At 51.5% G+C, this 26,737-nt stretch carries 23 protein-coding genes; 16 read left to right on the top strand and 7 right to left on the bottom strand.

What is annotated here, in order from left to right:
- Positions 1-9: 9 nt before the first annotated feature.
- The 7 genes from cidR (at position 10) to C557_RS0101710 (ending at position 8,631) form a co-directional block, all read left to right on the top strand.
- On the top strand, positions 10-909 hold the full coding sequence (cidR, locus tag C557_RS0101740) for a cidABC operon transcriptional activator CidR (protein ID WP_018750092.1): 900 nt from the start codon (positions 10-12) through the stop codon (positions 907-909).
- Between the two features lie 144 nt (positions 910-1,053).
- Positions 1,054-2,469: a branched-chain amino acid transporter BcaP gene (locus tag C557_RS0101735; protein ID WP_018750091.1), complete on the top strand. Its 1,416-nt coding sequence runs from the start codon at positions 1,054-1,056 to the stop codon at positions 2,467-2,469.
- 151 nt (positions 2,470-2,620) lie between these two features.
- Complete coding sequence (pdaA, locus tag C557_RS0101730) at positions 2,621-3,397, top strand: delta-lactam-biosynthetic de-N-acetylase (RefSeq protein ID WP_018750090.1); 777 nt, start codon at positions 2,621-2,623, stop codon at positions 3,395-3,397.
- Between the two features lie 197 nt (positions 3,398-3,594).
- Complete coding sequence (locus C557_RS0101725) at positions 3,595-4,071, top strand: MarR family winged helix-turn-helix transcriptional regulator (RefSeq protein ID WP_018750089.1); 477 nt, start codon at positions 3,595-3,597, stop codon at positions 4,069-4,071.
- Positions 4,072-4,091: 20 nt separating this feature from the next.
- Positions 4,092-5,822, top strand: coding sequence for an ABC transporter ATP-binding protein (locus tag C557_RS0101720; RefSeq protein WP_018750088.1), 1,731 nt, complete (start codon positions 4,092-4,094; stop codon positions 5,820-5,822).
- A complete protein-coding gene (locus tag C557_RS0101715; RefSeq protein ID WP_018750087.1) occupies positions 5,819-7,711 on the top strand; it encodes an ABC transporter ATP-binding protein in 1,893 nt (630 codons plus the stop codon). Before C557_RS0101720 ends, C557_RS0101715 begins: the two co-directional genes overlap by 4 nt.
- 116 nt (positions 7,712-7,827) lie before the next feature.
- Complete coding sequence (locus tag C557_RS0101710) at positions 7,828-8,631, top strand: MurR/RpiR family transcriptional regulator (protein WP_018750086.1); 804 nt, start codon at positions 7,828-7,830, stop codon at positions 8,629-8,631.
- Between the two features lie 113 nt (positions 8,632-8,744).
- On the opposite strand, the gene C557_RS0101705 is transcribed toward C557_RS0101710, so the two are convergent.
- From C557_RS0101705 to C557_RS0101695, 3 genes are all read right to left on the bottom strand, one after another.
- On the bottom strand, positions 8,745-9,449 hold the full coding sequence (locus C557_RS0101705; protein ID WP_018750085.1) for an N-acetylmannosamine-6-phosphate 2-epimerase: 705 nt from the start codon (positions 9,447-9,449) through the stop codon (positions 8,745-8,747).
- 5 nt (positions 9,450-9,454) lie between these two features.
- Complete coding sequence (ptsG, locus tag C557_RS0101700) at positions 9,455-11,029, bottom strand: glucose-specific PTS transporter subunit IIBC (protein ID WP_040676326.1); 1,575 nt, start codon at positions 11,027-11,029, stop codon at positions 9,455-9,457.
- Between the two features lie 255 nt (positions 11,030-11,284).
- Positions 11,285-11,998, bottom strand: a complete 714-nt coding sequence (locus C557_RS0101695) for a Crp/Fnr family transcriptional regulator (RefSeq protein ID WP_018750083.1) — start codon at positions 11,996-11,998, stop codon at positions 11,285-11,287.
- Positions 11,999-12,189: 191 nt separating this feature from the next.
- Between C557_RS0101695 and C557_RS0101690 the strand changes: the two genes are divergently transcribed.
- Entirely contained in the window at positions 12,190-12,645 is a 456-nt protein-coding gene (locus tag C557_RS0101690) for a V4R domain-containing protein (protein ID WP_018750082.1), read from the top strand.
- Between the two features lie 582 nt (positions 12,646-13,227).
- Here the strand turns inward: C557_RS0101690 and abc-f are convergent.
- Positions 13,228-15,333, bottom strand: coding sequence for a ribosomal protection-like ABC-F family protein (abc-f, locus tag C557_RS0101685; RefSeq protein ID WP_018750081.1), 2,106 nt, complete (start codon positions 15,331-15,333; stop codon positions 13,228-13,230).
- A 485-nt stretch (positions 15,334-15,818) separates the two neighbouring features.
- On the opposite strand from abc-f, the gene C557_RS0101680 reads away from it, so the two are divergent.
- Both C557_RS0101680 and C557_RS0101675 read left to right on the top strand, forming a co-directional pair.
- On the top strand, positions 15,819-16,574 hold the full coding sequence (locus C557_RS0101680; protein WP_018750080.1) for an amino acid ABC transporter ATP-binding protein: 756 nt from the start codon (positions 15,819-15,821) through the stop codon (positions 16,572-16,574).
- A gap of 119 nt (positions 16,575-16,693) precedes the next feature.
- Positions 16,694-17,161 carry a hypothetical protein gene (locus tag C557_RS0101675; RefSeq protein ID WP_026263235.1) on the top strand — a complete coding sequence of 156 codons (468 nt, stop codon included), beginning with the start codon at positions 16,694-16,696 and terminating at the stop codon, positions 17,159-17,161.
- A gap of 79 nt (positions 17,162-17,240) precedes the next feature.
- Here C557_RS0101675 and C557_RS0101670 read toward each other — a convergent pair whose 3' ends face one another.
- From C557_RS0101670 to C557_RS0101660, 3 genes are read right to left on the bottom strand one after another with little or no spacing between them, the layout of a single operon-like run.
- Positions 17,241-18,194, bottom strand: coding sequence for a DUF4097 family beta strand repeat-containing protein (locus C557_RS0101670; RefSeq protein ID WP_018750078.1), 954 nt, complete (start codon positions 18,192-18,194; stop codon positions 17,241-17,243).
- On the bottom strand, positions 18,181-18,816 hold the full coding sequence (locus C557_RS0101665) for a DUF1700 domain-containing protein (protein WP_018750077.1): 636 nt from the start codon (positions 18,814-18,816) through the stop codon (positions 18,181-18,183). Before C557_RS0101665 ends, C557_RS0101670 begins: the two co-directional genes overlap by 14 nt.
- On the bottom strand, positions 18,813-19,139 hold the full coding sequence (locus tag C557_RS0101660) for a PadR family transcriptional regulator (RefSeq protein ID WP_018750076.1): 327 nt from the start codon (positions 19,137-19,139) through the stop codon (positions 18,813-18,815). Before C557_RS0101660 ends, C557_RS0101665 begins: the two co-directional genes overlap by 4 nt.
- A gap of 236 nt (positions 19,140-19,375) precedes the next feature.
- On the opposite strand from C557_RS0101660, the gene C557_RS0101655 reads away from it, so the two are divergent.
- From C557_RS0101655 to C557_RS0101630, 6 genes are all read left to right on the top strand, one after another.
- Complete coding sequence (locus C557_RS0101655) at positions 19,376-19,765, top strand: Fur family transcriptional regulator (RefSeq protein ID WP_018750075.1); 390 nt, start codon at positions 19,376-19,378, stop codon at positions 19,763-19,765.
- The gene (locus C557_RS0101650) at positions 19,747-20,574 is read left to right on the top strand and encodes a winged helix-turn-helix transcriptional regulator (RefSeq protein ID WP_018750074.1); all 828 of its coding nucleotides are present in this window, start codon (positions 19,747-19,749) and stop codon (positions 20,572-20,574) included. The genes C557_RS0101655 and C557_RS0101650 overlap by 19 nt, the downstream gene beginning before the upstream one ends.
- A gap of 434 nt (positions 20,575-21,008) precedes the next feature.
- Positions 21,009-22,253: a methyl-accepting chemotaxis protein gene (locus C557_RS0101645; protein ID WP_018750073.1), complete on the top strand. Its 1,245-nt coding sequence runs from the start codon at positions 21,009-21,011 to the stop codon at positions 22,251-22,253.
- Between the two features lie 69 nt (positions 22,254-22,322).
- The gene (locus C557_RS0101640; protein WP_018750072.1) at positions 22,323-23,159 is read left to right on the top strand and encodes a uroporphyrinogen-III synthase; all 837 of its coding nucleotides are present in this window, start codon (positions 22,323-22,325) and stop codon (positions 23,157-23,159) included.
- A 1,032-nt stretch (positions 23,160-24,191) separates the two neighbouring features.
- Positions 24,192-25,628 carry a DEAD/DEAH box helicase gene (locus tag C557_RS0101635; RefSeq protein WP_018750071.1) on the top strand — a complete coding sequence of 479 codons (1,437 nt, stop codon included), beginning with the start codon at positions 24,192-24,194 and terminating at the stop codon, positions 25,626-25,628.
- A gap of 204 nt (positions 25,629-25,832) precedes the next feature.
- Positions 25,833-26,726: a M15 family metallopeptidase gene (locus tag C557_RS0101630; protein WP_018750070.1), complete on the top strand. Its 894-nt coding sequence runs from the start codon at positions 25,833-25,835 to the stop codon at positions 26,724-26,726.
- The last annotated feature ends 11 nt before the right edge of the window (positions 26,727-26,737 follow it).

The following is a 26,737-nucleotide window of genomic DNA, read 5'->3' as shown; positions in this document are numbered from 1 at the left end:
TGCAAGCCTGTGGATATTCGGCAAATGCAATACCTTATTGAAGTAGCCCGGCTAGGAAGCTTTACGAAGGCCGCTCAAGCGTTATATATCACTCAGCCCACAATCAGCAAGACGGTAAAGGCGATGGAGGAAGAGCTGGGCGTAGTGCTGTTCGACCGGGTCGGGAAGAAAATAGAGCTGACTGATGCGGGACAGATTATCGTGTCACAGGCGCAGCAAATCGTTACTTCCTTTCAGAATTTGATGGCTGAACTGGATGATCTGCGAAATATGAAGAAGGGACATATCCGAATTGGGCTTCCTCCCATGGTAGGCTCCAGCTTTTTTCCGAAGGTGATCGGGGAGTTTCACCAGCGCTATCCGGAAATTACCATTCAATTGTTCGAGGATGGGGCCAAAAAGGTGGAGCAGGGGGTCGCTAGCGGGGCTCTTGATGTGGGCGTCGCCGTCCTGCCTACCGTAGAGGAGGAGCTAAGCTACTTTCCATTTGTGGAAGAGAAATTGAACCTGGTGGTGCATCCTACCCACCCTTTGGCGGAGCGGGCCAGTGCAGACCTGGCCGAGCTGGTGCAGGATGGATTTGTGCTGTTTCGCGAGGACTTTACTCTGCATGACCGGATCATTAGTGAATGCGCCAAGGCCGGTTTTCAGCCCCATGTTATTTATGAAAGCTCACAATGGGATTTAATTAGTGAAATGGTGGCGGTAGGGCTGGGCATTACCTTGCTGCCGGAAACGATCTGCCGCGAAATTGATGACGAGGGTGTGCGAATTATTCCACTCGTCAAGCCAGTCATTCCCTGGAAACTGGGGATTGTCTGGCGCGATGACCGTTATCTTTCTTTTGCTACGAGGGAATGGATTCGCTTTGCAAGAGAAGTGCTGTTGCCCCGGGAAGAGGAGGCTTAAAATGCGCTTGTGATTGGATCGGGTTACCAATAATTTAAAAATATTCACAAATAAAATGTGAGATGGTTACTTGTACAATTCGGAAAGGGTGCCTATAATTAGCGAAATGAATTGCTAAAATTGACATTAGGGGACAGATATTTGATGAGCTTGCTACGAAAAAAATCGATTGCTTCCATGCTGATGGAGAAGCAGTCGGCCGGTTCCGGTGGTTTGAAGAAGGAACTGGGCGTGTTCGACCTGACCATGCTGGGAGTAGGCTGCGTGGTGGGGACGGGGATATTTGTACTGACGGGCGTTGCCGCGGCGCAGCATGCCGGTCCGGGCCTTATCCTATCCTTTGTATTGGCGGGAATTGTTTGTGCATTCTGCGCCTTATGTTATGCCGAATTTGCTTCGATGGTACCGGTCTCAGGGAGCGCCTATACCTACAGCTATGCCACCTTCGGTGAATTGATAGCCTGGATTCTCGGCTGGGACCTGATTCTGGAATATGGCTTTGCCGCCTCGATGGTGGCCAGTGGTTGGTCGGGGTATTTTCAGGGCCTGATCTCGGGTCTTGGCTTTACGATACCTCCTGCAATCAGCAGTGCGTTTGACCCGGCCAATGGGACATATATCGACCTTCCGGCCATTCTGATCGTGTTGGCATTAACCTTTATCGTTTCCCGGGGCTCCAAGGAGTCCTCAAGGTTGAACTCGATTATGGTTATCGTCAAGGTCGCCGTTATCATTTTGTTTATTGTCGTAGGCGCCTTTTACGTGAAGCCGGGCAACTGGCAGCCGTTTATGCCGTTTGGCTTCAGCGGTGTGGTGACCGGGGCGGCAACAGCTTTCCTGTCTTATATCGGTTTTGATGCGGTGGCGACGGCTGCCGAAGAAGTGAAGAACCCGCAGAAGGATCTGCCACGCGGTATTCTGTGGTCGCTGGTCATCTGCTCCATACTCTATGTACTGGTGACGGCTGTGCTGACAGGTATTGTACCTTATCAATTGCTGGATGTGAAGAATCCGGTTGCTTTCGCCTTGCAGTATATCAATCAGACCTGGGTGGCAGGCTTCATCTCACTCGGGGCGATCGTAGGGATTACTACCGTACTCTTCGTGCTTTTGTTCGGGCAAACCCGGCTGTTGTATGCGATCGGCCGCGACGGCCTGCTGCCAAAGCGGTTGGCTAAGCTGAATCCCAAGACCGGGGCTCCTGCAAGCAGCACGTGGGTAACGGGAATCGTTGTTGCGATTTTTTCCGGCCTGATTCCGCTGAACAAGCTGGCCGACCTGGTTAGCATCGGTACCTTGTTCGCCTTCATTTCCGTTTCGCTGGGTGTTGTTATCCTGCGTCGCGTGCGCCCGGATCTGAAACGTTCCTTCAAGGTACCTCTGGTGCCATGGATTCCGCTGCTGGCCGTAGCAACCTGTGGTTACTTGCTGATCAGTCTGCCAGGCATTACCTGGATTGCCTTCCTGATATGGATGGCCATTGGCCTGGTCATTTATTTTAGCTATGGATACAAGCATAGCGAGCTATCGGGAGAGGCAAGCCGTACAGCTGGGAAATAAGCTTAGCTCCAAGCAGAATAAGCTCCATTGAGGAAATCCTCTACCAGCCTTCGAGACCTGGTTTCGAGCGCATGGCAGGGGATTTTTTTTGCATATTTCTGTCCTGTCCTGCAAATAGTATGGGCGATATTATGTGAAGGGAGCGCCAGCTTTGAAACTTGCTTTGATTTGCTCGCTGTTGGCCAGTTTGCTATTTGGCCTGGAACCCTCTGCTCCGGTATTTGCCGATGGTGCCCATCACTTTGGGTTCAAGAAGAGTGTGGAAGGACGGCTACCCTCGATTAATGAGGAGGGCTTCAAGGACATCATTGACAAGAACGGAGCGATTTTTCTTGGCGACACTACGCGCAAGGAGCTCTTTCTGACTTTTGATAACGGCTATGAGAATGGGTACACAGCCTCTATTCTTGATACTCTAAAGGCCAAGAAGGTGCCGGCGATCTTCTTTGTAACCGGTCATTATGTCAAGACGCAGCCTGAATTGCTGAAGCGGATGAAGGCAGAGGGACATTTGATCGGGAACCATTCCTGGAGCCACCCGGACATGACCACCATCTCCGATGAGCAAATTAGGGAGGAGCTGGATAAGGTGAAGAGTGCAGCAGCCAAAGTTACGGGACAAACGGAGATGCTCTATCTTCGTCCGCCGCGCGGGATATTCAGTGACCGTACGTTGCGAGTAACCCGGGAACTCGGATATATTAATGTCTTCTGGTCCGCTGCCTACAAGGATTGGGATGTCAATGCCCAGAAGGGTGCTGACTATGCCTACCAGAAGGTAGTATCTCAACTCCACCCCGGTGCGGTCCTGTTGCTGCATGCTATATCGAAGGACAATGCAGAGGCATTGGGCGCCATCATTGATGAGGCTCATAGGCAGGGCTATGAGTTCAAGAGCCTGGATGCGCTCCGCCAGCCGCATCCGTAACACCGAGTCGTGGGAGACCGCAGTCGTCAGGGCTTTTTCCTGGCGGGTGTGGTCTTTTTTTACCTGAATGATATGCCCATAGTTTGTCCAAATTTTGCCGACGCTTGATTTTGCCGGGCTTACCCTCTTATAATTAGTAATGCAAATTAATAGCATAGCTAATTATTAAATAATGAAAATAAAAGGGGGGATGTTGCTTGTTTATCGGCAAGGATCCGCAAACACAGCGATTGTTTAATGCGTTCCATCGCTTCCGGAAGCTGGATATGAGGCGAATGATGTCGCCATCGGATAAATATAAGCCAAGCGAAGTTCGGCTATTGTTCGTTATTGCTCATGGGCTGGAGATGGATGAGCGCGGTGTGAAGATGTCAGAGCTTAGCGCGATGTTGGAGGTGGCTTCCCCTACAGTGACGCCGTTGATTCGCAGTCTGGAGGAACATGGACTGGTGCTGCGACGCAACGATGAGGAAGACCGGCGAGCGGTAAGAGTTTTATTGACGGATCAAGGTAGAGCCGTGCTTGAGGAAACGGCCAGGAAGCGATCTGAACAGCTTAGGGGCCTTGTTAATTATTTGGGGCCGGAGAAGAGCAAGCAGCTTAGTGAGTTGTTAGAGCAAGTATATACGTATATAGAATTGCAAGTGAAAGACAATCAAGCAGACAAAGACTAGAACATGTGGAGTGATGGGAAATGATTAAGCTTTTCCGTAATTTAAAGCCCTACCGCTTGATGGTAGCGGCCGTGCTGGTGTTGGTGTTCTTCCAGACCTTATCCGAATTATATTTACCAACATTAATGGCCGATATCGTGGACAAGGGTGTAGTGAATGGGGATACGCCCTATATATGGCGTGTTGGCGGCTTGATGCTGCTTGTGGCGTTAGGTGGCATGATCTGCTCTATAGCGGCCAGCCTCTACTCATCCAAGGCGGCAACCGGCTTTGGTAAATTACTGCGGGACAAAGTATTTAAGCATGCCTCCAATTTCTCATTGGAGGAGTTCGACAAGATTGGTACCGCGTCGCTGATTACACGGACTACCAATGATATTAACCAGGTTCAGCAAGTGCTGATCATGATGCTGCGAATGATGGTTATGGCGCCGATGATGTGTTTGGGCGGCATTCTGATGGCTGTTTCCAAGGACGCTACGCTGTCTTTGATTCTCGTTGTGGTTTTGCCTGTGCTGGCCTTGGCAATCTGGATCATCGCCAGAAAAGGAATGCCGTTATTCAAGGCGATTCAGAAGAAAATAGACAAGTTGAACCTGGTCATGCGCGAAAGCTTGATCGGCATTCGGGTTATTCGATCATTTAACCGTACTGATTATGAGAGCAAACGCTTTGACGAAGCCAACCTGGATTTAACTGACATTTCGATTAAAGTCAATAAAATTATGGCGTTTATGATGCCGGTGATGATGCTGGTGATGAATTTATCTTCCGTGGCGATCATTTGGTTTGGAGGCTTGCGAATTGATGCCGGGCATATGCAGGTAGGGGACCTGATGGCCTTTCTGCAATATGCCATGCAAATCATGTTCTCCCTTGTGATGGTATCGATGATGTTTGTCATGATTCCACGGGCTGCGGCTTCGGCTGTTCGGATCAATGAGGTACTGGACATGGAGCCTGTTATTAAAGATCCGGCTACCGGGAAAACGCCCAAAGCAGGCCAACGTGGTCTGGTGGAATTCGATCATGTCTCCTTTAGCTACCCGGGGGCTGAGCAGCCTGCGGTACAGAATATTTCGTTCACTGCCAAGCCGGGCCAGGTAACGGCGATTATCGGCGGCACCGGCTCCGGTAAATCCACGCTAATCAGCTTGATTCCAAGGTTCTATGATGTGCAGGAGGGAAGTGTTCGGGTAGGTGGCTTGGATATTCGCGACCTGACCCAGGAGGAACTGCGGAGCAAGATTGGCTTCGTGCCGCAGAAGGCGGTGTTATTCTCCGGCACAATCAGTGAGAATATTCGATACGGCAAGGAGGACGCCAGTGACGAGGAAGTACGTCATGCCGCACATATTGCTCAGGCGAGCGACTTTATTGGCAATATGGAGGAAGGCTTCAACTCGCTGATTGCTCAAGGCGGCACGAACGTATCGGGTGGTCAGAAGCAGCGCTTGTCCATTGCTCGGGCGCTGGTGCGTCCTGCGGAGATTTACATCTTCGACGATAGCTTCTCGGCATTGGACTTCAAGACCGATGCCAAGCTGCGGGCGGCGTTGAAGAAGGAAACGAAAGAGTCCACGGTGATGATCGTAGCTCAGCGGGTGAGCACGGTGCTGGATGCCGATCAAATCATCGTGATGCACGAAGGTCAAATCGTAGGCATCGGCAGCCACAGAGAGTTGATGGAAACTTGTGAGGTTTATCAGGAAATTGTCCGTTCGCAGCTTTCAGAGGAGGAGATCGCATGAGCCAGGAACAAAAGGGAAGAAAACGCGGATTTGGTGGACCTGGCGGCAAACACGGCGGTCCCGGAGGACCAAGCATGGCAATGCCGGTAGAAAAAGCCAAGGATTTCAAAGGCACATTAAAACGGCTGGTTCAGTATTTGAAGCCACATCGTTTATATTTATTCGCCGTCCTGGTGATGGCCATCTTAAGTACAATATTCAGCATTTTTAGCCCGAAAGTGATGGGGAAGGCGACAACCAAGCTGTTTGAAGGCATCGTTGCCAAGTTCCAGGGAATTCCGGGAGCGGAGATAGATTTTCAATATATTTGGCAAATTATTATGATTTTGATTGGGCTTTATGTGCTTAGTGCTCTCTTTAGTTATATACAGCAGTATCTGATGGCTGGAGTGGCTCAGAAGACCGTATATGATTTGCGGCGGGATGTGAACGTCAAGCTGAACAAGCTGCCGCTGAAATATTTTGATGCCCGGACTCATGGCGACATTTTGAGCCGGGTTACGAATGATGTTGATAATATCAGTACCACGCTCCAGCAGAGCTTAACCCAATTGATTACGTCGATGCTGACGATCATCGGGGTTATCGTGATGATGCTGTCAATCAGTCCGTTATTGACACTGATTGCCGTGTTAACACTGCCTATAAGCATTATTGCGATTACCTCGGTTGCCAAGCATTCACAGAAGCAGTTTGTTCGTCAGCAGAAAGAGCTGGGACAACTCAATGGTCACGTAGAGGAAATGTATACAGGACACAAAATTGTGAAGGCCTTTGGCCGCGAAGGAAAATCGTTGGAGCAATTCGATGAAATCAATGAACGTTTGTATGAGTCGGGCTGGAAAGCGCAGTTTATCTCCGGGGTAATTATGCCAATCATGAGCTTTATCGGTAACATTGGCTACGTATTGATCTCGGTGGTCGGGGGTATCCTGGTCACCAAGCGTTCGATTGAAATCGGGGATGTGCAGGCCTTTATCCAATATGCCCGTCAATTTACGATGCCGATTACACAAACGGCGAATATTGCCAACATTATTCAGTCTACCGTTGCTTCGGCGGAACGGGTATTCGAGATTCTGGATGAGGAGGAAGAGGTTCCGGAAGCGGCGAAGCCTGCTGTGCTGAAACAACCTCAAGGCAATGTTGTTTTCGAGCATGTGCGGTTCGGATATGACAGCGAGCAGACGCTGATTGAGGACATGAATATCAATGTTCACAATGGGCAAACCATTGCCATTGTAGGTCCGACCGGGGCAGGGAAAACGACATTGATCAACCTGCTGATGCGCTTCTACGAGCTTAACGGCGGTTCTATTACCGTGGATGGTGTGAATATCGCCGAGATGAAGCGTGGAGATTTGCGCAGTATGTTCGGTATGGTATTGCAGGATACGTGGTTGTTCAACGGCACGATTCGCGATAATATTGCCTACGGTCGTGAAGGAGCTACCGATGAAGAAGTTGTGCGTGCTGCCAAAACAGCCTATGCCGATCACTTTATCCGTACCTTGCCGGACGGCTATAATACCGTGCTGAATGAGGAAGCCTCTAATATCTCGCAGGGGCAAAAACAGTTGTTGACCATTGCCCGCGCGATTTTGGCGGATCCGGCTATTCTTATACTGGACGAGGCAACCAGCAGCGTTGACACACGGACCGAGTTGCATATCCAGCAGGCGATGAATGAGCTGATGAAAGGGAGAACCAGCTTTGTGATTGCCCACCGCTTGTCCACGATCAAGGATGCCGATCTTATTCTCGTGATGAACCACGGTTCGGTCATTGAACAAGGTACGCATGAGGAATTGCTGGAACTGGGCGGCTTCTACGCCGATCTGTACAACAGTCAGTTCACCCGCGGTGAATTTGAACCTGAGGCGGGTTAATTCATGATCAGCAGGAGCACTGGTGGATGGGATGGCAGGATTGATGATTTGGCTTGCAGGAAGTAGACTAAGGAAGAGAACCATGCAAAGCAACCTGTTTCAGAAAGGGGCTCTTTATGTCTCCCAGTATCATTGATATCCTGCAGCTTGAATATCAACGTTTTTCAGCTAAAGAAAAGGAAATAGCTAACTATGTGATCCGCAATAAATCGTCCATTAACAATATTAACATCAGGGATTTAGCTGAACATACGAATACATTCATGTCAACCATCACTAGATTTTGTAAAAAAGTAGGCTGTTCCACCTTTGTTGATTTCAAAATTCAGCTTAGTCGAGAAGTTCAGCAGCCTCATCCACACTCGGATTTTTTCAGAAGAGCGCAGCAGATTCATAACGAAGTTATTAATAAAACGGCTGAGATGCTGGATACGGCTAATATTGAGCAGGTTGTTCAGTATTTGAAGCGGGCCCGCCGCATTTATGTATACGGTCTGGGAAGCTCAGGTCTGTCCGCATTAGAGTTTAAATACAGATTGATGAGAATGGATATGGTCATTGATGCAGTCACTGACTCACACATGATGCTGATGAGCGCTGCTTTGCTGGGAGAAGGCGATCTGGTCATTGGCTTATCCAATTCAGGCCGAACGCTGGAGGTTAGCGATGCTTTAAGGGAAGCCAAGCGGAGAGGGAGCACGATCGTTGGCATCACTAATTTTGATCATACCCCGTTATCCGATATTTCAGATTTGTGCATCTTTACCCCGAATGTCGAGCGAAGCGGGGACGGTAATTTTATCAACAGCCAGTTAGCCATTATATATATTCTGGACATCATCTCGCTTCTGCTGCTTGAGGATACCAGATTGTATAAGGCGCGGCAGCTTACCTTGCAGACTCTGTATTCCAGAGAATAAGAAAAAACAGTCAATCAGGTTTGAACGGCACCCGAAGTGATGGGCCAGGATGTACCTTGGCGGGTGTAGTTCAATACCGTTGACTGTTTTTTTATGCTGTCTGTTAAATCAAATTAGGAAGGCTGCTGCCATTTTGTAATTTCAGATACAAACCGTTGTGTAATCTGTTGAGGACGGGTAATGGCTCCCCCAACAACAACACAGTAGGCCCCCAGCTTCAGGCATTGAACCGCCATCTCGGGGGTGATCACGTTTCCTTCCGCAACAACAGGGACTTGCACGCTAGCCAGAATCTCCTTCAAGGCGGCAAAGTCATGGTCATAAAGCTTGATTCCGGCCGACTCCTCCGTATATCCGACCAATGTCGAGGAGATCAGGTCAAAACCGAGCTGCTCCGCATACCGGGCTTCCTCCTTGGTGGATATATCCGCCATAATTAGAAGCTCGGGATATTTGGAACGAATCTCCTTCACAAATTCCTCCAGTGACTTGCCATCTGGACGTGCTCGCAAGGTAGCATCCACAGCAACAATCTCCGGCCGGGCCTCTGCCAGTTCATCGATCTCCCTGATCGTTGGTGTAATAAATACAGCATGGTTTCCATAATTTCTCTTCACAATACCAATGACGGGAAGATCGACCTGCTTTTTAATTTCCTTCACATCAGCTGCCGTATTTGCGCGAATACCTACGGCTCCGCCCTCCTTGGCCGCGATGGCCATTCTCCCCATAATCATCGAGCTATGAAGCGGCTCTTCCTCTAAAGCCTGGCAGGATACGATGAGACCGCCCTTTAGGCCTAATTCATCCAGATTCATTTTAATTACTCCGTTTCCATAATTTCTTCGATTTCATTTTTAATTACTGTGACCTGTGGCCCATAAATGACCTGAACTCCATTGCCTACCAGAAGTACTCCCTTGGCTCCGGTGGCGCTAAGGGCTTCCTTGCGGACCTTATCTACATCTTTAACTGTTACGCGCAGCCGGGTGGCGCAGCAATCCAACTCATCGATATTGTCCTTGCCGCCAAGTCCGTTCAGAATGGCGACAGGTCGTTCCTTCCCCTGTAAGCCTGATGAGGCGGCAGTGGCCGAGCCTGATTCATTAACGTCCTGCTCGGATGCTCCATCATCTTCACGTCCAGCCGTCTTCAGATTCAACTTGCTAATCAAAATCCGGAAGGTGAAGTAATACAGGAGGAACCAAATAACCCCGATGATCGGCACGATAACCCAATTGGTCTTGGCATTCCCCTGAAGGATTCCGAACAGGATAAAGTCGATCAACCCGCCGGAGAATGTTTGCCCGACGGTAATTTCAAATATATGTGAGAGCATAAAGGCCAATCCATCAAAGAAGGCATGGATGACATATAGAAGGGGAGCAACAAACAGAAATGAAAATTCCAGCGGCTCCGTAATCCCGGTCAGGAATGAGGTGAGTGCCGCAGACAGCATCAGACCGCCAACTACCTTCTTGCGCTCGGGTTTGGCTGTATGGTAAATAGCTAAAGCTGCTCCCAGCAGACCGAACATCATCGTGATGAATCGCCCTGACATGAAACGCGATGTGCCAGAGAAGAACTTTTCAGTTGAGGGGTCTCCCAGTTGAGCAAAGAAAATATTTTGAGTGCCCTCGTAAACCTTCCCGGCAATCTCCATCGTTCCTCCAAGGCCCGTCTGCCAGAAGGGGAGATAGAAGATATGATGCAGTCCCAGCGGGCCAAGCATTCTCAGAATGAACCCATAAAACAGCGTTCCGATATATCCGGTTCTGTCCACCAGACTTCCCAGCTGGGCGATACCAAGCTGAATGGTTGGCCAGATCAGGAACAAAATAATACCGACGAAAATCGCGGCAAAAGACGAAACAATAGGGATGAAGCGAGAGCCTCCGAAAAATCCGAGGAATTGAGGCAATTCTATCTTGTTATAGCGATTATGCAGCCAGGCGGTAACCAGACCGATGATAATACCGCCAAGCACACCGGTTTGCAGGGTTTGAATCCCTAGCACCATGCCCTGACCGGCTTTAGCGAGCTGATCGGAAGCCAGCTTCCCTGAATTGACTAGCATGGCATTAATAGACGCATTCATGACAAGGTAGGCAAGGCCCGCTGCCAAGCCGGCGGTTCCCTTATCTCCTCTGGCTAGGCCGACAGCCACACCAATCGCAAAGATCAATGCCAGATTATCGAAAACAATGCTTCCCGCACTGCTCATCACCGTAAACACTTGCTGCAGCCAGGTGATTTGCAAGAAAGGATATGTGCTAATCGTATTGGCGTTGGACAGCGCTCCTCCAATTCCCAGCAAAAGACCAGCCGCAGGCAAGACCGCAATAGGCAGCATAAATGATTTGCCAAACTTTTGAGCCTTTTCAAAATATTGCTTCATGATGATATTCACTCCCTGGAATACTATTTTCAAATAAATAATAATTATGAAAATAATTTTCGTCAACATAATTTTAAATCGCTTTCATAGCATGTCAAGTTTGGCGCTGCAATGCTGTGTACGATTTTGGTCTATTATGTTCGGGAATACAGCACCATGATACTGTTTTCCAAAAGGAAGGGTCAGGTCCAGGAATGGTGTCTAATTAAGCGTAGGCAGTTTTGGGCAGGGGATACTGGATACTTGTTGCACGGCCTAGACATCCCCTGCCAAGCGATGCAAAGCGGGGATGTCGAGAAGACGGAGCTTGCGTCCTGTGACGGAGAGCACCCCTTCTTGGCTAAGCTGCTTTAGCTTGCGACTAAGTGTTTCCGGTGTTGCGCCAATCAGTCCGGCCAGCTCCTTTTTGGATACGGGCAGGATAAACTCATCGGAAGAGAGGGCGGTCTTCTGACGGAAGTACAGCAACATCTTGGCTAATCTCCGGTCAGCCTCCAGCAAAGTCAGTACAGCAGCCCAAGCGTCGGCTTCCTCTAATTGTGCGCTCAGGGCGGTCATAAAACGGGCTGCCGTATCGGTGTCCCTGCGTAGAACATTCAGGAAATCGCTGCGGTGGATCCGGCAAACTCCGGTCGTATCGGCAGCATAGGCACTGGCATAATGCGGCTTCTCCTGCAATAGGGCAAATTGCCCGAAGAAATCACCGGGGAACAGCAAGCGAATGATGTGCTCCTTGCCGTTATCCTCCAGCTTGGTCAGCTTAATGATTCCTTGATTCACAACATATAGTGATTCGGAACGATCTCCCTCCCGGAAGATCAGCTCTCCCTTGCGGTATTGGGCAGTTCGCATTACCGAATGAAGCAGTTCTGCCTCACTGCTGTGTAGTCCGGCGAATACCGGAACATGAGCCAGACAAGAGGGATGATTATGATGGGGAGGCTGGAGGTGGCAAGCACAGGATTTCATGCGAATTCCTTCCTTTCCGGTTATTTATGCAGCATTAATTCAACCCTATCAGTGGCTGAAATTACCCCAAGTGATTTATATCACAAATTAGATGGCGAATTCTTGATGTGAGTCAAGGCTTGCTCCGGACAAGTATGGAAAAATGAACCTATCAATGATCTGAAACTATAGGGCTAGAAAGGGGAACTATCATGAAAAGCTTCACATTTGAGGATTTGCGTCATATTGACCGGGCCACGCTTGGAGGTGAGGTGCCGCTGGAGCTGTTCCGGGCCATCCGGCTGATCGGGATGCAGCAGGGGCTGCCGCTGGAGGGCAAGGGAACAACTGCATCAATTGGCCGCAAGATTGGAGAAAAGCTGCCCGTGAACACGTTGGAGGAACTGTTGGCTTTATTTGCGGAATTGCGTATCGGTTTGCCGCATGTAATTGAGCGCACGGAGAGACTGATTCGTATCGTCGTGGACGACTGCTTTTGCAAGGGACTTCCGCTTATTGAAGAGAAGAAGGTCTGTGACCTGGAAGGTGCTATCCTGGAAGGAGCACTGGGGCGTATCCTGAACCAAAAGGTCAGTGTGCGGGAGACCAAGTGTAATGTGTGTGGGGATGAGCATTGCGAGTACGAAGTCCGGATTTATGCTAATTAGGTTCAGAGTTGAATTGAATGGGTGACAGTCGTTAAAAATGTGATAAAAAATGTGGCAGACAAGCGATCGAGTAGCCGGTGGGGTGCAGAGGCAGAAACAGCGAGTATAAGTCTATGCCAGATATGAATTAATGGGAAAAAGTCCCTATAATTCGCATGGATTGGGGCGTTCATAGAGCTTAGCAGGAAATGCTCCCTATAATTCAGGTGATTATCGGCATTTACGGCGGAAACAGGTAAATTAACATGATGATTTCCCGCTAAACGGAGAAAAATCGAGATTTGCGGGAAATTAGCTGGAGGATTTCAGACTGTCGAGAAAGGGCGTAACGTACCATTTCTATGGAAAAGAACCCCATAGACTAAGGGCTCTTTTATCCGAGATGTACGGAAAACCAACTTTCTCAACAATCTGAGGATTTCCCATAGCTGGGCGATTGCTAACCCAGCTATGCTGGGGCTCCAGCGGGGCAGTGGCTTGCTAGGGAGAAAAGAAGAAGGCGGCATCCAAAGCTATACAAGCTTTGGGTGCCACCTTCTTTGGGGTTGACTAGGGTGAGCGGGAGCTGAAATGTCGCTCGCCCTAGTCATCCAGCAGCGCTACGTACTGTGTAAGTAGCGCATCGACGCGAAGCTGCTGGGCATTGCGAAGCTCCAGCAGCTCCGCGAGCCGCACGGCGTCGCAGGCCACCGCCGGGGCCTGCATCGCCGCCTCTGCCGCCGCCAGCTCCGCTTCGGCGGCGGCGATGTCGGCCTCCAGCTTGCGCACGGAGGCCGGATTCGCGGGCGGGCGCGCCCCGCTTCCCGCGCGCCCGCCCTGGGCCTCGCCGCCTGTGGCCCGCGTCACAGGCGAAGGCGTCCCCGGCGCAGCTGCCGCTGGCTTGCTGCGCCCGTCAGGCACGGCGCCTGCGTCGCTGGCGCCGCCGGCCCAGGCCGCCTGTTCTGCGGGGCCAGTCGGCCTCCCGCTCTTCCGGGCCGGTTCGCCCCCGGCTCGGGCAGCCTCCTTCCGGGCCAGTTCAGCCCGGAAATCATCGTACCCGCCCGGGGTGACGCCGAGGCGCCCACCCTCCAGCGCCCAGACCTGACTCGCTACTTTGTTGATAAAGTAGCGGTCATGGGACACCGCCAGCAGTGTGCCGGTGTACTCTTCCAACGCTTCCTCCAGCGCTTCGCGGGCATCGATATCCAGATGGTTCGTTGGCTCGTCGAGCATCAGCAGATTTGGCTTCTGATGCATCAATACAGCCAGGCGCAGCCGAGTCCACTCGCCGCCAGACAAGCGGCTGACCTTCTTGAATACGTCCGCTCCGTAGAATAGAAAACGGGCCAATTGACCGCGAGCCTCGCCGGTCTCAATACCGATGTGGTCCCGGAAGAATTCCAGCACGGTCTCTTCATGACCTGCCGGTGCAGCCTGCTGGGCCAGGTAGCCGGGTTCCACACGCGAGCCTAGCTGCACCTGGCCTTCCTGCGGTGGCTCGGTCCCCAGAATATTTTTTAAGAGCGTGCTCTTCCCTGTTCCGTTAGCTCCAATTAGCACGGCTGCTTCGCCATAACGAAGAGTATGGGTCAGCTCGCGGTACAGCCAGCGGCCTCCTCGGCAAGCGCCAACCTCGCGAAGTATAATCGCGTCCTTCCCTGAGCGGTCTCCTTGTTGAAGCTGCAGGTCAATGCGCTGTCGCTCCAGAATCGGCCTTTTGAGCTTGGTCATTCGATCCAGCGCCTTTTGCATCGAGGCGGCCCGGCGGTGAAATCCAGCATTTGGCGGATTGGAACGATTGCCCCACTCAATCAACTGCTTGATCGATTCCTGCATCTTTTTTATTTTCTTTTGCTGCTCCTGATAATCCGCGAATTGCTGCAGCAGTCGTTGTTCTTTTTCTTCCTTGTATGCACTGTAATTGCCAAAATAGGTGAAGGCTTCTCCATCCTCCAGCTCCACGATTTTCTCAGTTACCGCATCCAGGAAAAAACGATCATGCGAGATGACCACCGTAGTGCCGGGGAAGCTGCGCACAAAGCCCTCCAGCCATTCCGTTGCAGCCATGTCGAGGTGATTGGTGGGCTCGTCAAGCAGCAGCAAATCCGGATTCCGCAGCAGCATGACCGCAAGGCCAACCTTTGTTTTCTCACCGCCAGATAAAGAGGCGAAGCCACGCCCGAAATGCTCTTCCGTAATACCAAGGCCCAAGGCGATGCGCAGGATGGAGGCTTCCATCTCATATCCGCCACCACGCTCGAAGGCTTCTTGCAGCACGCCGTATTGGCGTAGAAGTTCATCCAGTGTAAGAGGTGCCGAACCGAAGGCTCCACCAGATTGTGCAGCCGTTATCCCGTTGTCTTCACCGGCTGCAAGGGACATTCTGGACATTTCAGCTTCCAGCCGCTTCATCTCAGCCTGCACTTGGCGCAAATCGTCGTAGGCTCCAAGTAGAACATCATAGACCGTATCCTCCCGGCGATAATCCGGGATTTGCGCCAAGGTTCCGATGCGGACATTCCTGCGAATGTGAATTTGCCCTTGATCCGGCGGCTCGCTCCCCGCCAGCAGCCTCATCAGGGTCGTTTTGCCCGTGCCGTTGCGGCCGATGAGGCCAACCGTCTCACCGCTTTTGATTTCAAACGTAACGCTACCAAGCACCAGCTCGGCGCCATAATATTTCTGAACATGCTGACATTGGATCATCATGGGTGTATTCTCCTTCATTCCCATGCCGTCCAGCCCTGATCCTGTCGTTAGTTAAATACAAGCAAATGCCATCAGGAGCAGCGAATGCTCTGAGGTGTTTGTATAAAAATAAAGAAGGCAGCAGGAAATCCTGCTGCCTTCTTGGATTCACGGACAGTGAAGTTAAGGTAGGAGCGGCATTTCGCAATTTGTTATGGATATCGAATTTGTAAAAAAGGACAGACTTCTCCCGTAATGAGCTGTCACATTAACAATGCCAAACATTGCCAGCGGCAGTTGGCTCAATCGATTCCACGCAAATTTGCGATCCACACTCCTCACCTCCTTCACAAATAGTTCTTTTTATTATAGTTGCTAAACGGAGGGAAAGCAAGCAGCAGGGAGCCTATTCCATTCAGCAGCCGTATGTCCATTTTGTGAAGGAGCTTACAAGAATCTATTGAATCAGGAAAATCCATAAGGGGCAGCGATCGGAAGAACCTTATATGATACAGGTGCGCGGTTTGCACAAATCATTTGGAGCGCAGAATGTGCTCAATGACATTGATCTACAAATCGACCCGGGCAAGGTACTGGTTATTATCGGCCCTTCCGGCTCGGGCAAAACAACGTTATTGCGCTGTCTGAACCTGCTGGAGACCCCGGATGGGGGAAGGATTCAGATTGGCGATATTAGTCTTGCGTTTGGCAAGATTCTGAAGCACAAGCAAAGTGAAATTCTGGCACTCCGCAAGAAGTCGGGCATGGTGTTCCAGTCCTGTTATTTATTTCCACATATGACGGCTTTGCAAAATGTGATGGAAGCCCAGGTTCAGGTGCAAAAGAAGAGTAAGCAAGAGGCTCGTTTATGTGCCGAGGACTTGCTTGCCAAGGTAGGATTGGGCGACCGTAAAGAATTCTATCCGCACCAACTTTCCGGAGGCCAGCAGCAGCGGGTGGGCATCGCTCGGGCCATGGCGGTTAGTCCGGAATTGCTGCTTTTTGACGAACCCACCTCAGCACTTGATCCTGAACTGGTTGGGGAAGTGCTAAAGGTTATGAAGGAGCTAGCCCGTGAGGGCCGTACGATGGTGGTAGTAACCCATGAAATGAAGTTTGCTGCTGAGGTGGCGGACCGGGTTGTATTGATGGATGCCGGGAAAGTGATTGAGTCTGGCACACCCGAGAGGGTACTGGAGCACCCCTCTAGCGAACGGGCGCGGGCCTTCCTGAATCGGATTGCCCAAAAGGAGCTTGTCTAGAATGTACAAGGACAGGATATCCGCTTGCTTGCTTTTGCTTTCAGCGCTGCTAATCTATAATAAATGACAGAGGAAATGACGTGGAAGCCTCGTATTCTACTCAAAGCAAGGAGATTTACGTGAACAGAAGGAAAGCACGGCAAATTATCCGTGAGCTGCTCAACCGCTCGGACGCCGAGGTTGTAGTTCGCTTGCATAACCGTTATCCCGGCCCACGCATGATTGGTGGCAAGTATAGCATGGGGGATCGTTCCGTGACGATGTACCTTGGGGAAGTCAGGAAACAATGTCGATTGTTATTTGGTTCCGTCCAAGGATGGAGAACGTTCTTTGCTATCGTGTTTGCCCATGAGCTGGGGCATGCCAGAGACCCTGAGCTCCCGGCGTTATGCGAGCGGCTGGATGCCTGCGAGAGCGAACGAGAACGCAGCGAGACGGCTTTGCGGATCGAAGAGAATGCCTGGAATTATGCACGAACCTTGATTCCGGATATCGATCCGGGGATGCTGGAACGAGTTATCGACAATTCGTTGCTGGCATACCGGCAAGCAGTGGCTGATAAGCTGGAGGGATCACTTAAAGCCTAGAAGTGCAATGAACAAACAAGCGAGAGATGGGAGTGAGGTTGCAACTCCCAAGCTCTCGCTTGTTTTCGTTACCAGAATATTATTTGATCCGAATATCACCGGAAAAGGATCGGGCCTTGATGATATCTTCGGTCTGTCGCAATGACTCGGGTGCAGTAATCTTGCCCGCACTGGTCTGCAAGTCATACCAACCCTTGAAGGCTGCATCCGGTGACAACCGAATCTCACCAGATTCAGTGGAGATATCCAGATTATCCGAACGTTGATTTTTGAGCCTGATATCCCCGCTAGTGGTTGCTAAGACGCCATTGCCGGTATAGTGGTCCAATTCAATCCTTCCAGAGAGGGTAGTAGCCTGGATCATGCCCGTTGTATTCCGGACAGACATATTGCCCTCCTGCGTCTCGGCCGTGAGGGTCCCTTGCAGAGCATCCACCTGGATGCGGCCGGAATCCACTTTGATATCCGTATCTCCCTCGATCTGCTTGGCCGCGATATTGCCGCCCTCAGTTGCCAATTGCAAGCGATGAGCGGTGATGGACTCCGCCTTCAGATTGCCGCTAGCGGTAGATAAAGTGATGTTGTCCGCCCGCAAATTTCGGAACTCTCCATTAGCCGAGCTTGCTGAATAGCTGATATTCTGGAGTGAATCTGAGCTTGCAAGTGCTACGGTAATTCGTTGCCGTGTGGATTGGAAATTCATGCTGAAAAAGCTCCATTTTGGCGAATGTTGCAACGAGAGCTGCAGGGCATCGCCCGATGAATTCGTGTCGATCAAGTGATTGATCACCTCTGGATCCATATTGCCGCTAATTTCGACATAGCTGGTCCCGTCCGGGCTATCAACAAACTCTATGTCTGTACTATAAGTGCTGTCGATAGCCAGGTTCTTTAGTTGTCCCTCTTCAAAGGTCCACCTTTGTTGGTGGGAGGGCAGAGAATCGCCAAAATCAAATTTTTGCCAGACCATTCCTGCGAAGCCGACGAGAATGAGCCCCAGACCGAATAATAACCATTTTTTATGGCTGTTCATGGCCAACCCCTCCTTTCGCCCAACGCTTATTCCATCTGAAATAGGAAACGCTAAAGGCTAGCGTTTTCCGGATCATCACCCGGGCAGGAAGGAATACAAGAATCCCTAAGCCTGCCAATGTTATCGAGGCAAAAAGCTTGCCCAAATGAAAGTTGTCATGCACGGCGTATTCCAGACCGACGAGAAGCGGGCTCAGCATGAAGCTCATTGAAGCGAGTGCAAGGCTTACCATCAGGCACCAAAGGGTTAACAACAAGGGGAATCCTGCGATGTTCAAGAAGAACAGCCCTATATAGATGAGCACTTGAGTAAAGGCATTCCTCCGGGCCGCTGGCTTGGTTCTCGCCGATTTTTCCCGATCGCTGAATCCTTGCTGCTCACTGGCATAATTGGGTCCGCCATACCAATATACAGGTTCCTTCGGTACATATCGGTTACCAAGTGCTTCCTTGGCTAACTCGGCCGGATCGCCCAACTCGGCAACAATGTCTTCCTCTGATCTGCCGCTCTGAAGCCCAAAGGCAAAATGGGATTCATAATCCTCCAGTAGCTCATGCTGTTCTTCTGGCGGAAGGGGGGATAAGTGGATTTTGAGGAGTGCTAAAAACTCACTTCTATTCATATCGTGCTTCCTTTCTCAATTAAGGTTGATACGTTGTGTACGAACTGTCTCCACTCCACCACCAATTTCCGGGTATGGGCTTCACCTGCAGATGTAAGCTTGTAATACTTGCGAGGAGGACCCCCCGTAGATTCTTGTAAATAAGTAGTGCAATAGCCTTCGGCCACCAGTCTGCGAAGCAATGGGTATAATGCGCCTTCGGCGACTTCAATATGCTTTGAAACGGATTGCGCCAGTTCATAACCATAGCGGTCGTGCTGGCGAATCAGTACCAGGACGCAAAGCTCCAAGGCGCCCTTCTTAAACTGGATGTTGATGTCCAAGGTTGCTCCGCCCCCATCCTATTTATAAATATCACCTGGCGTTATACACCTCATGTATCCGAGGTACTGAATAATGATTAATACCGTATTTACACCATATCACACACTACTGATCAATACAAGGTAGTGGAAATCAAAGGGCAGCTCCGCATGTGTCTGTTCAGGTTGTTCCGTTGACTTACTCTAAAATAAGACTTATACTAATTCTAAAAATAAAAATAAGGATCTGATCATATATGAAGTCATTAAATCTCACAACCCAGCGTCAAGCTGTATACGACGTAGTCCGCCATGCCAACGACCATCCGACTGCTGCGGAGGTTATGAACCGTTTGGTGGAGAAGGGTTATAATTTTGCCTATGGGACCGTGTATAACTCCCTGCGCTATTTAACGGATAAGGAGATGATCCGTGAACTCAAGCTGGGGGAAGCCGCCAGCCGTTATGATGCGAAGATGGATGATCATCAGCATATCCTGTGTGAGGTATGCGGACGCGTGGATGAAGTGATGAGCGGCTTGCCGCCGGAGTGGAACAGTACCGTTGCTAAAGAGACCGGGTATGAGGTGCATCATGCCCATGTCGTATTCGGGGGGGTGTGCCCGGCATGTCAACAGAAGAGATGACATCGCGCAACTTGGTTAATGTGGCCGAAGCTCGCGGGATTTCCCCCGCTACAGAGATAGGCTTCCTAGCGGAAGAGCAGACAGAAGCAAGAGTAGCCTGTCCGATTACCCAGCGGGTGATACTGATCAGCCCGTTCCCACGGGATGTTCATGAACTGGTGCGGGACCTGTCGGAGGAATGCTTTGATGTATTGGTGTTCCACCACTGGGAGCAAGGCCTTCGCAACTCGCTGCACGCCGATCTATTGATCTTTGACGTGACCTCCTTCCGGGAGGGGGAAGAGATTGAAACACTGGCGTCTTTAACAGAGCAAGAGACGGGTGGCATCCCTTCGTTGTTGCTCGTTCACGAGAAGATGTTGTCCTCCTTGGGCGGCCAAGGATTAACGAATCATGAGCTGCTGGTCTGGCCTGCTCGTCCCAAGGAAGCGGTGTACCATGTCCAGCGTATTATACGGGCACATGGAGCCCATCCACGGCCTGTAGCTTCTCAGCTTCTGCCCGGTACCTCTCCCGCAATCTATAAGGACTTGTGGGTAGACCGCAAGAAGATGTCTGTCTATCGGAACGGGGCCCGAATTGAGCTTACGAAGACGGAATATGAGCTTCTGGTGAAGTTGCTGGAGCAAGAGGGAGCCGTCCTGTCGCGGGAGGAGCTGCTCGCAGAGGTGTGGGGCACTTCCTTCCTTGGTGGAAGCAACGTGGTTGATGTGCACATCAAGAGCCTGCGCAAGAAGCTGGGGGATAATGCGGCACGTCCTATGTACATCACTACAGTTCGGGGCGTTGGCTATCGACTCGCCGATTGACTATCGAAGATTAGACCGGCTATATGTTTCCAGCTGCTTTTCCTTAGGGAGAGCGGCTGTTTTTCTTATTTCAAACCGGGGAAGGAGTGAGTATAATTAGGAGGATAGGCCTACTAAATATTTCTAAATAGAGCGAGTTCAAAAAGTGGGGTTTACAGGACCGAAGCTTAGGCTTCCGATGTGCGTTTTTTCAAAACGCTTGAGCCCCGATGAAGCCAGGGACGTAAGAAACGGAGCTACACGTTTTCGCAGAAAACGACTTCGGAAGCAGGGGTATGCGAGCAACTGAAATGTTTCTGAAGGAAACATACTGCGTAAGCATAGGCTAGTCCCGGCTGAATTCAAGATTCGATGTTGAATCTACTCCTCGAACAGCTTCGTCCTGGGAAGACGACTTTTTGAACAACCTCTAAAAGAGAAGGGATTAGAAGACGATGAAAAAGCGCATACGGTTGTCTCTGTTATCAACAACGGTTATTGCGGCTCTTATTCCATGCATCTTGGATTGGCTGTTGAATGGCGGAGTGGGGGGAACGTGGTTCCTGATTGCCGGAATATCCATTGTACTTGCCGTCGTGGCGGCAGCGGTGAATATTTGGTTGGTGGTTGTGCCGCTGGATCGGTTAGGCGAAACGACAAAGAAAATCAGTGAAGGCGATTTGACGAAACGGGTGGATTATTTACAGCGCAGAGATGAGATCGGAATGTTGGCCAATCAGGTTCAGCGGATGGTGGACAACCTCCATGATATGATCACAAGCGTTCAGAATACAACAAATCAAGTTACGCTATCGGCGGGGCAACTCTCTGCCGGGGCGGAACAAACCACGAAAGCGATTGAACATGTGACGGTGGCAATTCAGGAGATGGCTACCGGCAGCGACCAGCAGTTGCAGCAGGTGGAGAACGGTGCTGATGGTGTGGAAGACATGTCTCGTCAGGTCATGACAATTTCAGAGCAAATTCAGGCAGTAACGGAGACGATGGAGCAAACGACAGGGGTAGCTGAAGAGGGCAATAGCTCGGTGCTTAGTGTGGTGGAGAAGATCGAGCATATTCAGCAGACCGTCGACCAATTGGGTTCGGTCATTCAAACGCTGGGCGAGCACACCGACAACATTGGCAATATTGTTGAGGTCATTACAGGTATTGCCCAGCAGACTAATCTGCTCGCACTGAATGCTTCCATTGAAGCAGCCAGAGCAGGGGAAGAGGGCCGGGGCTTTGCCGTTGTCGCTTCCGAAGTACGCAAGCTGGCCGAAGGCTCAGAGCAGTCAGCTCATCAAATCGCCGATCTGGTGGGAGGCATTCAGGCGGAGATGCAGCGTGCTGTCGCTTCGATGGAGCAAGCCAAGCAAGGCGTTCATGATGGCATTTTGGCCGTCGACACTTCCGGGCGCTCGTTCTCTCGTATCCGCAAGGCTGTTCGCGGAGCCGCAGTAAAGATGGAAGGCGTGGCCCAAGCCGCTGTTGAATTGGCTGCTGGAGCCGGTAAAGTAACAGAGTCGATCAAGGATATCCGTTCGATATCGGAAGAAACGGCTGGCAATACACAGACCATTTCAGCCGCTGCCGAGCAGCAGCTTGCTTCGATTGAGGAAATAGCTGCTTCCTCCACAGACCTGTCACGTATGGCCACAGATTTGCAGGAATTGGCCAGTAAATTCAGGGTTCAATAATCATAGATGGATAAGCGGATTACAAATCAATAATTCAAGTCGGAAGATATCTTGATTAGGAGGCACGATATGGCACGGAGACTGGAAGGAAAAAGAATTGCACTCACAGGTCCGCGCCGGGCGGAGGAATTAGGCAAGCTGGTGGAAAATATGGGAGGTATTCCACTGTACCGGCCTGCACAGGGAACGGTGCTGCTGGATGATGATGATTTGCGCAGCGGGCTTGTTCATTGGATCGAGCATCCACCGGACTGGTCGATCTTTACGACAGGCATGGGGCTGGAAGCGATATTTGGCATGGCGGAGAATATGGGCGTTGCCCGGCAGCTCTGGGACCATTTGCATTCCTGCTCCATTGCTGCGCGGGGTTATAAGACTGTCAATGCATTGAAGAAGCGGCAACTGAATCCCATTGTTCGCGACGATGATGGCAGTACGGAAGGTTTGATTCGCGGCTTATCCGGGCATCACTTGCGAGGGATGGAGGTTCTGCTGCAATTGCATGGTGATCCTGCCCCGCGGCTGGTCGCCTGGCTGGAGGAGCAAGGGGCGGTGTGCCGGCAGATATTGCCTTACCGCCATATTGCTCCTTCGGATGAGCAACTGTCCAGGCTGCTGTCGGAGCTTGTTGGCGGACAGGTCGATGCGGTCACGTTCACCAGTGCCCCGCAGGTGCGCTTTCTCATGGAGCATGCCGAGAAGCAGGGGCAACTGAACGAACTGCTGGCAGCGCTTGAGGGGCCGGTGCTGCCTGTAGCGGTTGGCCGGATTACGGCCATGGGCCTGTATGAGGCAGGAGTACCGCGAGTGCTTGCGCCCAAGGAGGAACGCATGGGCAGTATGATGGTGGAACTGGCCCGTTATTATGCAGGGGATGCTCAGCCGCTCATGCGTATGCCAGACTAGGGCGTGGTGGAGAAATAGGGCGAGCCTCGAGTGAAATTGCTTACTTGCGGGACAAGGATTCGCATTAAGCGTCCGAACCTGACGGCCCCAACCTGGCGTCCGAACCTAGCGTCCGAACCTGGCGGCCCCAACCTGGCGTCCGAACCTAGCGGTCCCAATCTGGCGGCCCAACTTAGCGCCGTAACCTTGCGTTCTAACCTTGTAGGAGTTTCACATAAGGGTGGGAATAGAGCTAGAAAGCCTCCCACTCATCTATGGATTTGGAATGGTTTCGATAATTCGTGAGAATAGTGGGAAATCCTCCCGATAATTCGTGAGAATTTGCTGTTTTTCATATTTTAGGTGGAAAACCTCCATATAAATCAGTGTATTTGGTTCATTTCTGGTGTTTTGGACAAAAATATATGGAGGAATTCCCGCTAATTCCCTCTAATGGTTAAATGAATGGATTTTAGTTGGATGATTTCCTGTTAAATAGGGCTTCTACTGTTCCAAACATACGCTCCACTACTGCCCTCAAAAGGCCTGTTCTCAAAAGGCCTGTCCTTAAAAGCCTATCCTCATCCTCAAAGGCTTATACCAACAGCCTATATCGAAATATTATATTGAATCCTATATCGAAAGCTTATCTTATATCGAAAGCTTATATCGAAGGCCTATCCACGCTTAGCGTTTTGAACAAAAACACTCGGAAGTCAGATTTGAGAGATGTGGCCTTAACTTTTTGAACAGGAAGTCAAGGCAGTCAGGCAAGTAAGGCTGAGGAGGTGTACTCTGGGGCTGAAAAACATCCTAAGCTCCTTCAAATCTCCAAGCCCTCCTAAAAACAAAGCCCTTTTAAAATCTAAGCCCTCTTTAAAATCTAAGTGCGCTTTAAAATCTAAAATGTTGAATCTAATTGTAAGTGTTTGCTGGGTGGGATCCTTCCCTCTTTTGAAACTTGGAGGTGTTCTGTTACAATAAGAAGGCCATTTCCTTAAATATAGTAATTGAGTGGACAAACACGAATTGAGATAGGTTGAGGTGAACTTGTTGACAACTTTTGAGAACCTGGGTCTTTCGCCAGCCGTATTGGGTAAGCTGCAAGGGCAAGGCATTACGACGCCAACTCCGGTCCAGGCGGCATCGATTCCGGTGCTCATGTCCGGTGAAGATGTGATTGTACAGGCGCAGACCGGTACAGGCAAGACTCTTGCCTTTCTGCTGCCCATTCTGGAGAAGATTCGTCCCGACCGGACGGATGCCCAGGCATTGATTATTACGCCAACCCGTGAACTGGCGATTCAGATTACAGCAGAGGCTCGCAAGCTGGCCGAAGCCCGCGAAGGCCTATCCGTTCTGGCTGCATATGGCGGTCAGGATGTGGAGCGCCAACTCCGCAAGCTGAAAAACGGAACGCAATTGGTTATCGGCACGCCGGGACGGCTGCTGGATCACTTGCGGCGCGGCTCGCTGACCCTTGGCTCGGTCCGTATGCTGGTGCTTGATGAGGCGGATTTGATGCTGCATATGGGCTTCCTGACGGAAGTGGAGGAGATTATCTCTCTGGTGCCCCGCAGTCGGCAGACGATGCTATTTTCCGCTACGATGCCGGACAATGTAAAGCGGCTGGCGCGAGCGTATATGAATAAGCCTCATGATATACGCATAGCAGAGACGACACGGGTAACGCTGGACAGCATCCGCCAGATTCTGGTGGAATGCACGGATCGCACGAAGCAGGCTGCGTTGCTGGATATGATCCGCAAGGAGCGGCCATATCTGGCGGTTATCTTTTGCCGGACGAAGCGCCGGGCCAGTACGCTGAACGAAGCGCTCCAGGGCGCGGGATTCCAGTCCGCTGAGCTGCATGGCGACTTATCGCAGGCGAAGCGCGAGCAAGTGATGCGCGCCTTCCGCGAGGCGAAGCTGGAGCTGCTGGTAGCCACGGATGTGGCGGCGCGCGGGATTGACGTGGAGGGTGTCACCCACGTGTTCAATTACGATATTCCGCACGATGTGGACAGCTACATTCACCGCATCGGGCGGACGGGCCGCGCGGGAGAAAGCGGCGTGGCGGTGACGTTTGCAGCGCCGAAGGATGTGGAGGAGCTGCGTCTGATCGAGCGAGGCATCGGCCGCAAGCTGGAGCGCCAGCGATATGAGAAGTCCGGCACGGGCGACGGTGCCGAGCGGCGCGGCAGCACTGGCCGGGGCGAAGACGGCGGTGCAGGTGCGGGCAAGCCGCGCCGCAGCGGGCGCGATGAGCAGCGCGGTGGCGCGAAGCGTCAAGGCGGGCGCAGTGGCGATGCCGCAGGAGGGCGTGGCCGCTCTGCCGGAGCGCCGGCCAAGGGAGGCCGCGGCGGGAACAGCCGCCGCGGTGAGGATGCGCGCGCTCAGCGCGGCTCCGCCGGGGGCGCGTCGCGCGCGCAAGGCCAAGACCGCCGTGGCCGCGATGACGGCGGCGGGCGCGGGCGCCGGGGGAGATAGCCCCAGCGCAGCATGGTCCTGCGTGAGCGTGAGCCTTGGGCCCGCGCTGGTCTGGGGCCAACGCGAAGGGGCCGGAGCATACGCTCCCGCATTTGACCATGCAACATCCGGACGGGTAAATCCGTCTATGGATGTACAGAGCAACAAAGAACCGGTCAACCCCTGACCCAAGAATAGGGGGGGCCGATCAGGGAGGAACGAGAAATGCATAGCAGGAAGAAGAGTACGTTTGCGGCAGTGATCGTGCTTATGCTCCTTACCGTTATATGGATCGCTGGTTGCGGCGACAAGCAAGCCGAGTTATCGCCGGCATCCGATGAGAACGAGGCCAACGTATCCGGAGAGAATCAGGGAACACTGGGAGATGACAAGGAGCCTGATGGATCTGATCAGAAGGGAACCGGCGAGGGCAATCAGGCCACGGATTTGGACGGTGCTCCAGAAGGAGAGCCGGGGCAGGATGGTGCTGGAGAGGGTAATAGTGCAGGTCCGGATCAGGCAGCGGCAGCCGACCCACAGAGTATTGCGGTGTTGATCAACAAGCAGTTCGCATTGCCTGAGGATTACGAGCCGCAGGATCTTGTCTATCCGGATGTGCGCTTTACGTTCAAGGAGAAGATCGAGAAGCGTATGCTGCGCAAGGAAGCTGCTGCTGCGCTTGAGGAGCTGTTTGCGGGAGCGGAGAAGGAAGGTATTTATTTGGCCGGTGTATCCGCTTATCGTTCCCACAAGACACAGACGGCATTGTTTAACCGCTATGTGGCCAAGGATGGGGAAGAGGTGGCCAAGACTTATAGCGCTGTTCCCGGCCATAGTGAGCATGAGACAGGTCTAGCTATCGATGTCTCGGGCAGCGACGGCAAATGTGCGGCGGAAAGCTGCTTCGGCGATACAAAGGAAGCCGCCTGGCTTGCCGATCATGCTGTAGAATACGGCTTTATCATTCGTTATCCTGAGGGCAAAGAGAGCATCACCGGCTACAAATATGAACCATGGCATCTTCGCTACGTCGGTAAGGAAATTTCTACGGATATCAGCGAGCGCGGCATTACGCTTGAAGAGTATTATGATGCGGTTCCGGTATCCGGGCAGCCTTAATTTGCTTTGGA

Source organism: Paenibacillus sanguinis 2301083 = DSM 16941 (assembly GCF_000374825.1).
In the GTDB taxonomy this organism is placed as follows: domain Bacteria; phylum Bacillota; class Bacilli; order Paenibacillales; family Paenibacillaceae; genus Fontibacillus; species Fontibacillus sanguinis.
This window is presented reverse-complemented; position numbering and strand designations above follow the sequence as displayed.

Excerpts from the sequence above, each read along its gene's own strand:
- C557_RS0101735 (WP_018750091.1), top strand. The coding sequence starts at position 1,054 with ATGAGCTTGCTACGAAAAAAATCGATTGCTTCCATGCTGATGGAGAAG.
- C557_RS0101720 (WP_018750088.1), top strand. The coding sequence starts at position 4,092 with ATGATTAAGCTTTTCCGTAATTTAAAGCCCTACCGCTTGATGGTAGCG.
- C557_RS0101715 (WP_018750087.1), top strand. The coding sequence starts at position 5,819 with ATGAGCCAGGAACAAAAGGGAAGAAAACGCGGATTTGGTGGACCTGGC.
- C557_RS0101710 (WP_018750086.1), top strand. The coding sequence starts at position 7,828 with ATGTCTCCCAGTATCATTGATATCCTGCAGCTTGAATATCAACGTTTT.
- C557_RS0101705 (WP_018750085.1), bottom strand. The coding sequence starts at position 9,449 with ATGAATCTGGATGAATTAGGCCTAAAGGGCGGTCTCATCGTATCCTGC.
- ptsG (WP_040676326.1), bottom strand. The coding sequence starts at position 11,029 with ATGAAGCAATATTTTGAAAAGGCTCAAAAGTTTGGCAAATCATTTATG.
- C557_RS0101695 (WP_018750083.1), bottom strand. The coding sequence starts at position 11,998 with ATGAAATCCTGTGCTTGCCACCTCCAGCCTCCCCATCATAATCATCCC.
- C557_RS0101690 (WP_018750082.1), top strand. The coding sequence starts at position 12,190 with ATGAAAAGCTTCACATTTGAGGATTTGCGTCATATTGACCGGGCCACG.
- abc-f (WP_018750081.1), bottom strand. The coding sequence starts at position 15,333 with ATGATGATCCAATGTCAGCATGTTCAGAAATATTATGGCGCCGAGCTG.
- C557_RS0101680 (WP_018750080.1), top strand. The coding sequence starts at position 15,819 with ATGATACAGGTGCGCGGTTTGCACAAATCATTTGGAGCGCAGAATGTG.
- C557_RS0101670 (WP_018750078.1), bottom strand. The coding sequence starts at position 18,194 with ATGAACAGCCATAAAAAATGGTTATTATTCGGTCTGGGGCTCATTCTC.
- C557_RS0101665 (WP_018750077.1), bottom strand. The coding sequence starts at position 18,816 with ATGAATAGAAGTGAGTTTTTAGCACTCCTCAAAATCCACTTATCCCCC.
- C557_RS0101655 (WP_018750075.1), top strand. The coding sequence starts at position 19,376 with ATGAAGTCATTAAATCTCACAACCCAGCGTCAAGCTGTATACGACGTA.
- C557_RS0101650 (WP_018750074.1), top strand. The coding sequence starts at position 19,747 with ATGTCAACAGAAGAGATGACATCGCGCAACTTGGTTAATGTGGCCGAA.
- C557_RS0101645 (WP_018750073.1), top strand. The coding sequence starts at position 21,009 with ATGAAAAAGCGCATACGGTTGTCTCTGTTATCAACAACGGTTATTGCG.
- C557_RS0101640 (WP_018750072.1), top strand. The coding sequence starts at position 22,323 with ATGGCACGGAGACTGGAAGGAAAAAGAATTGCACTCACAGGTCCGCGC.
- C557_RS0101630 (WP_018750070.1), top strand. The coding sequence starts at position 25,833 with ATGCATAGCAGGAAGAAGAGTACGTTTGCGGCAGTGATCGTGCTTATG.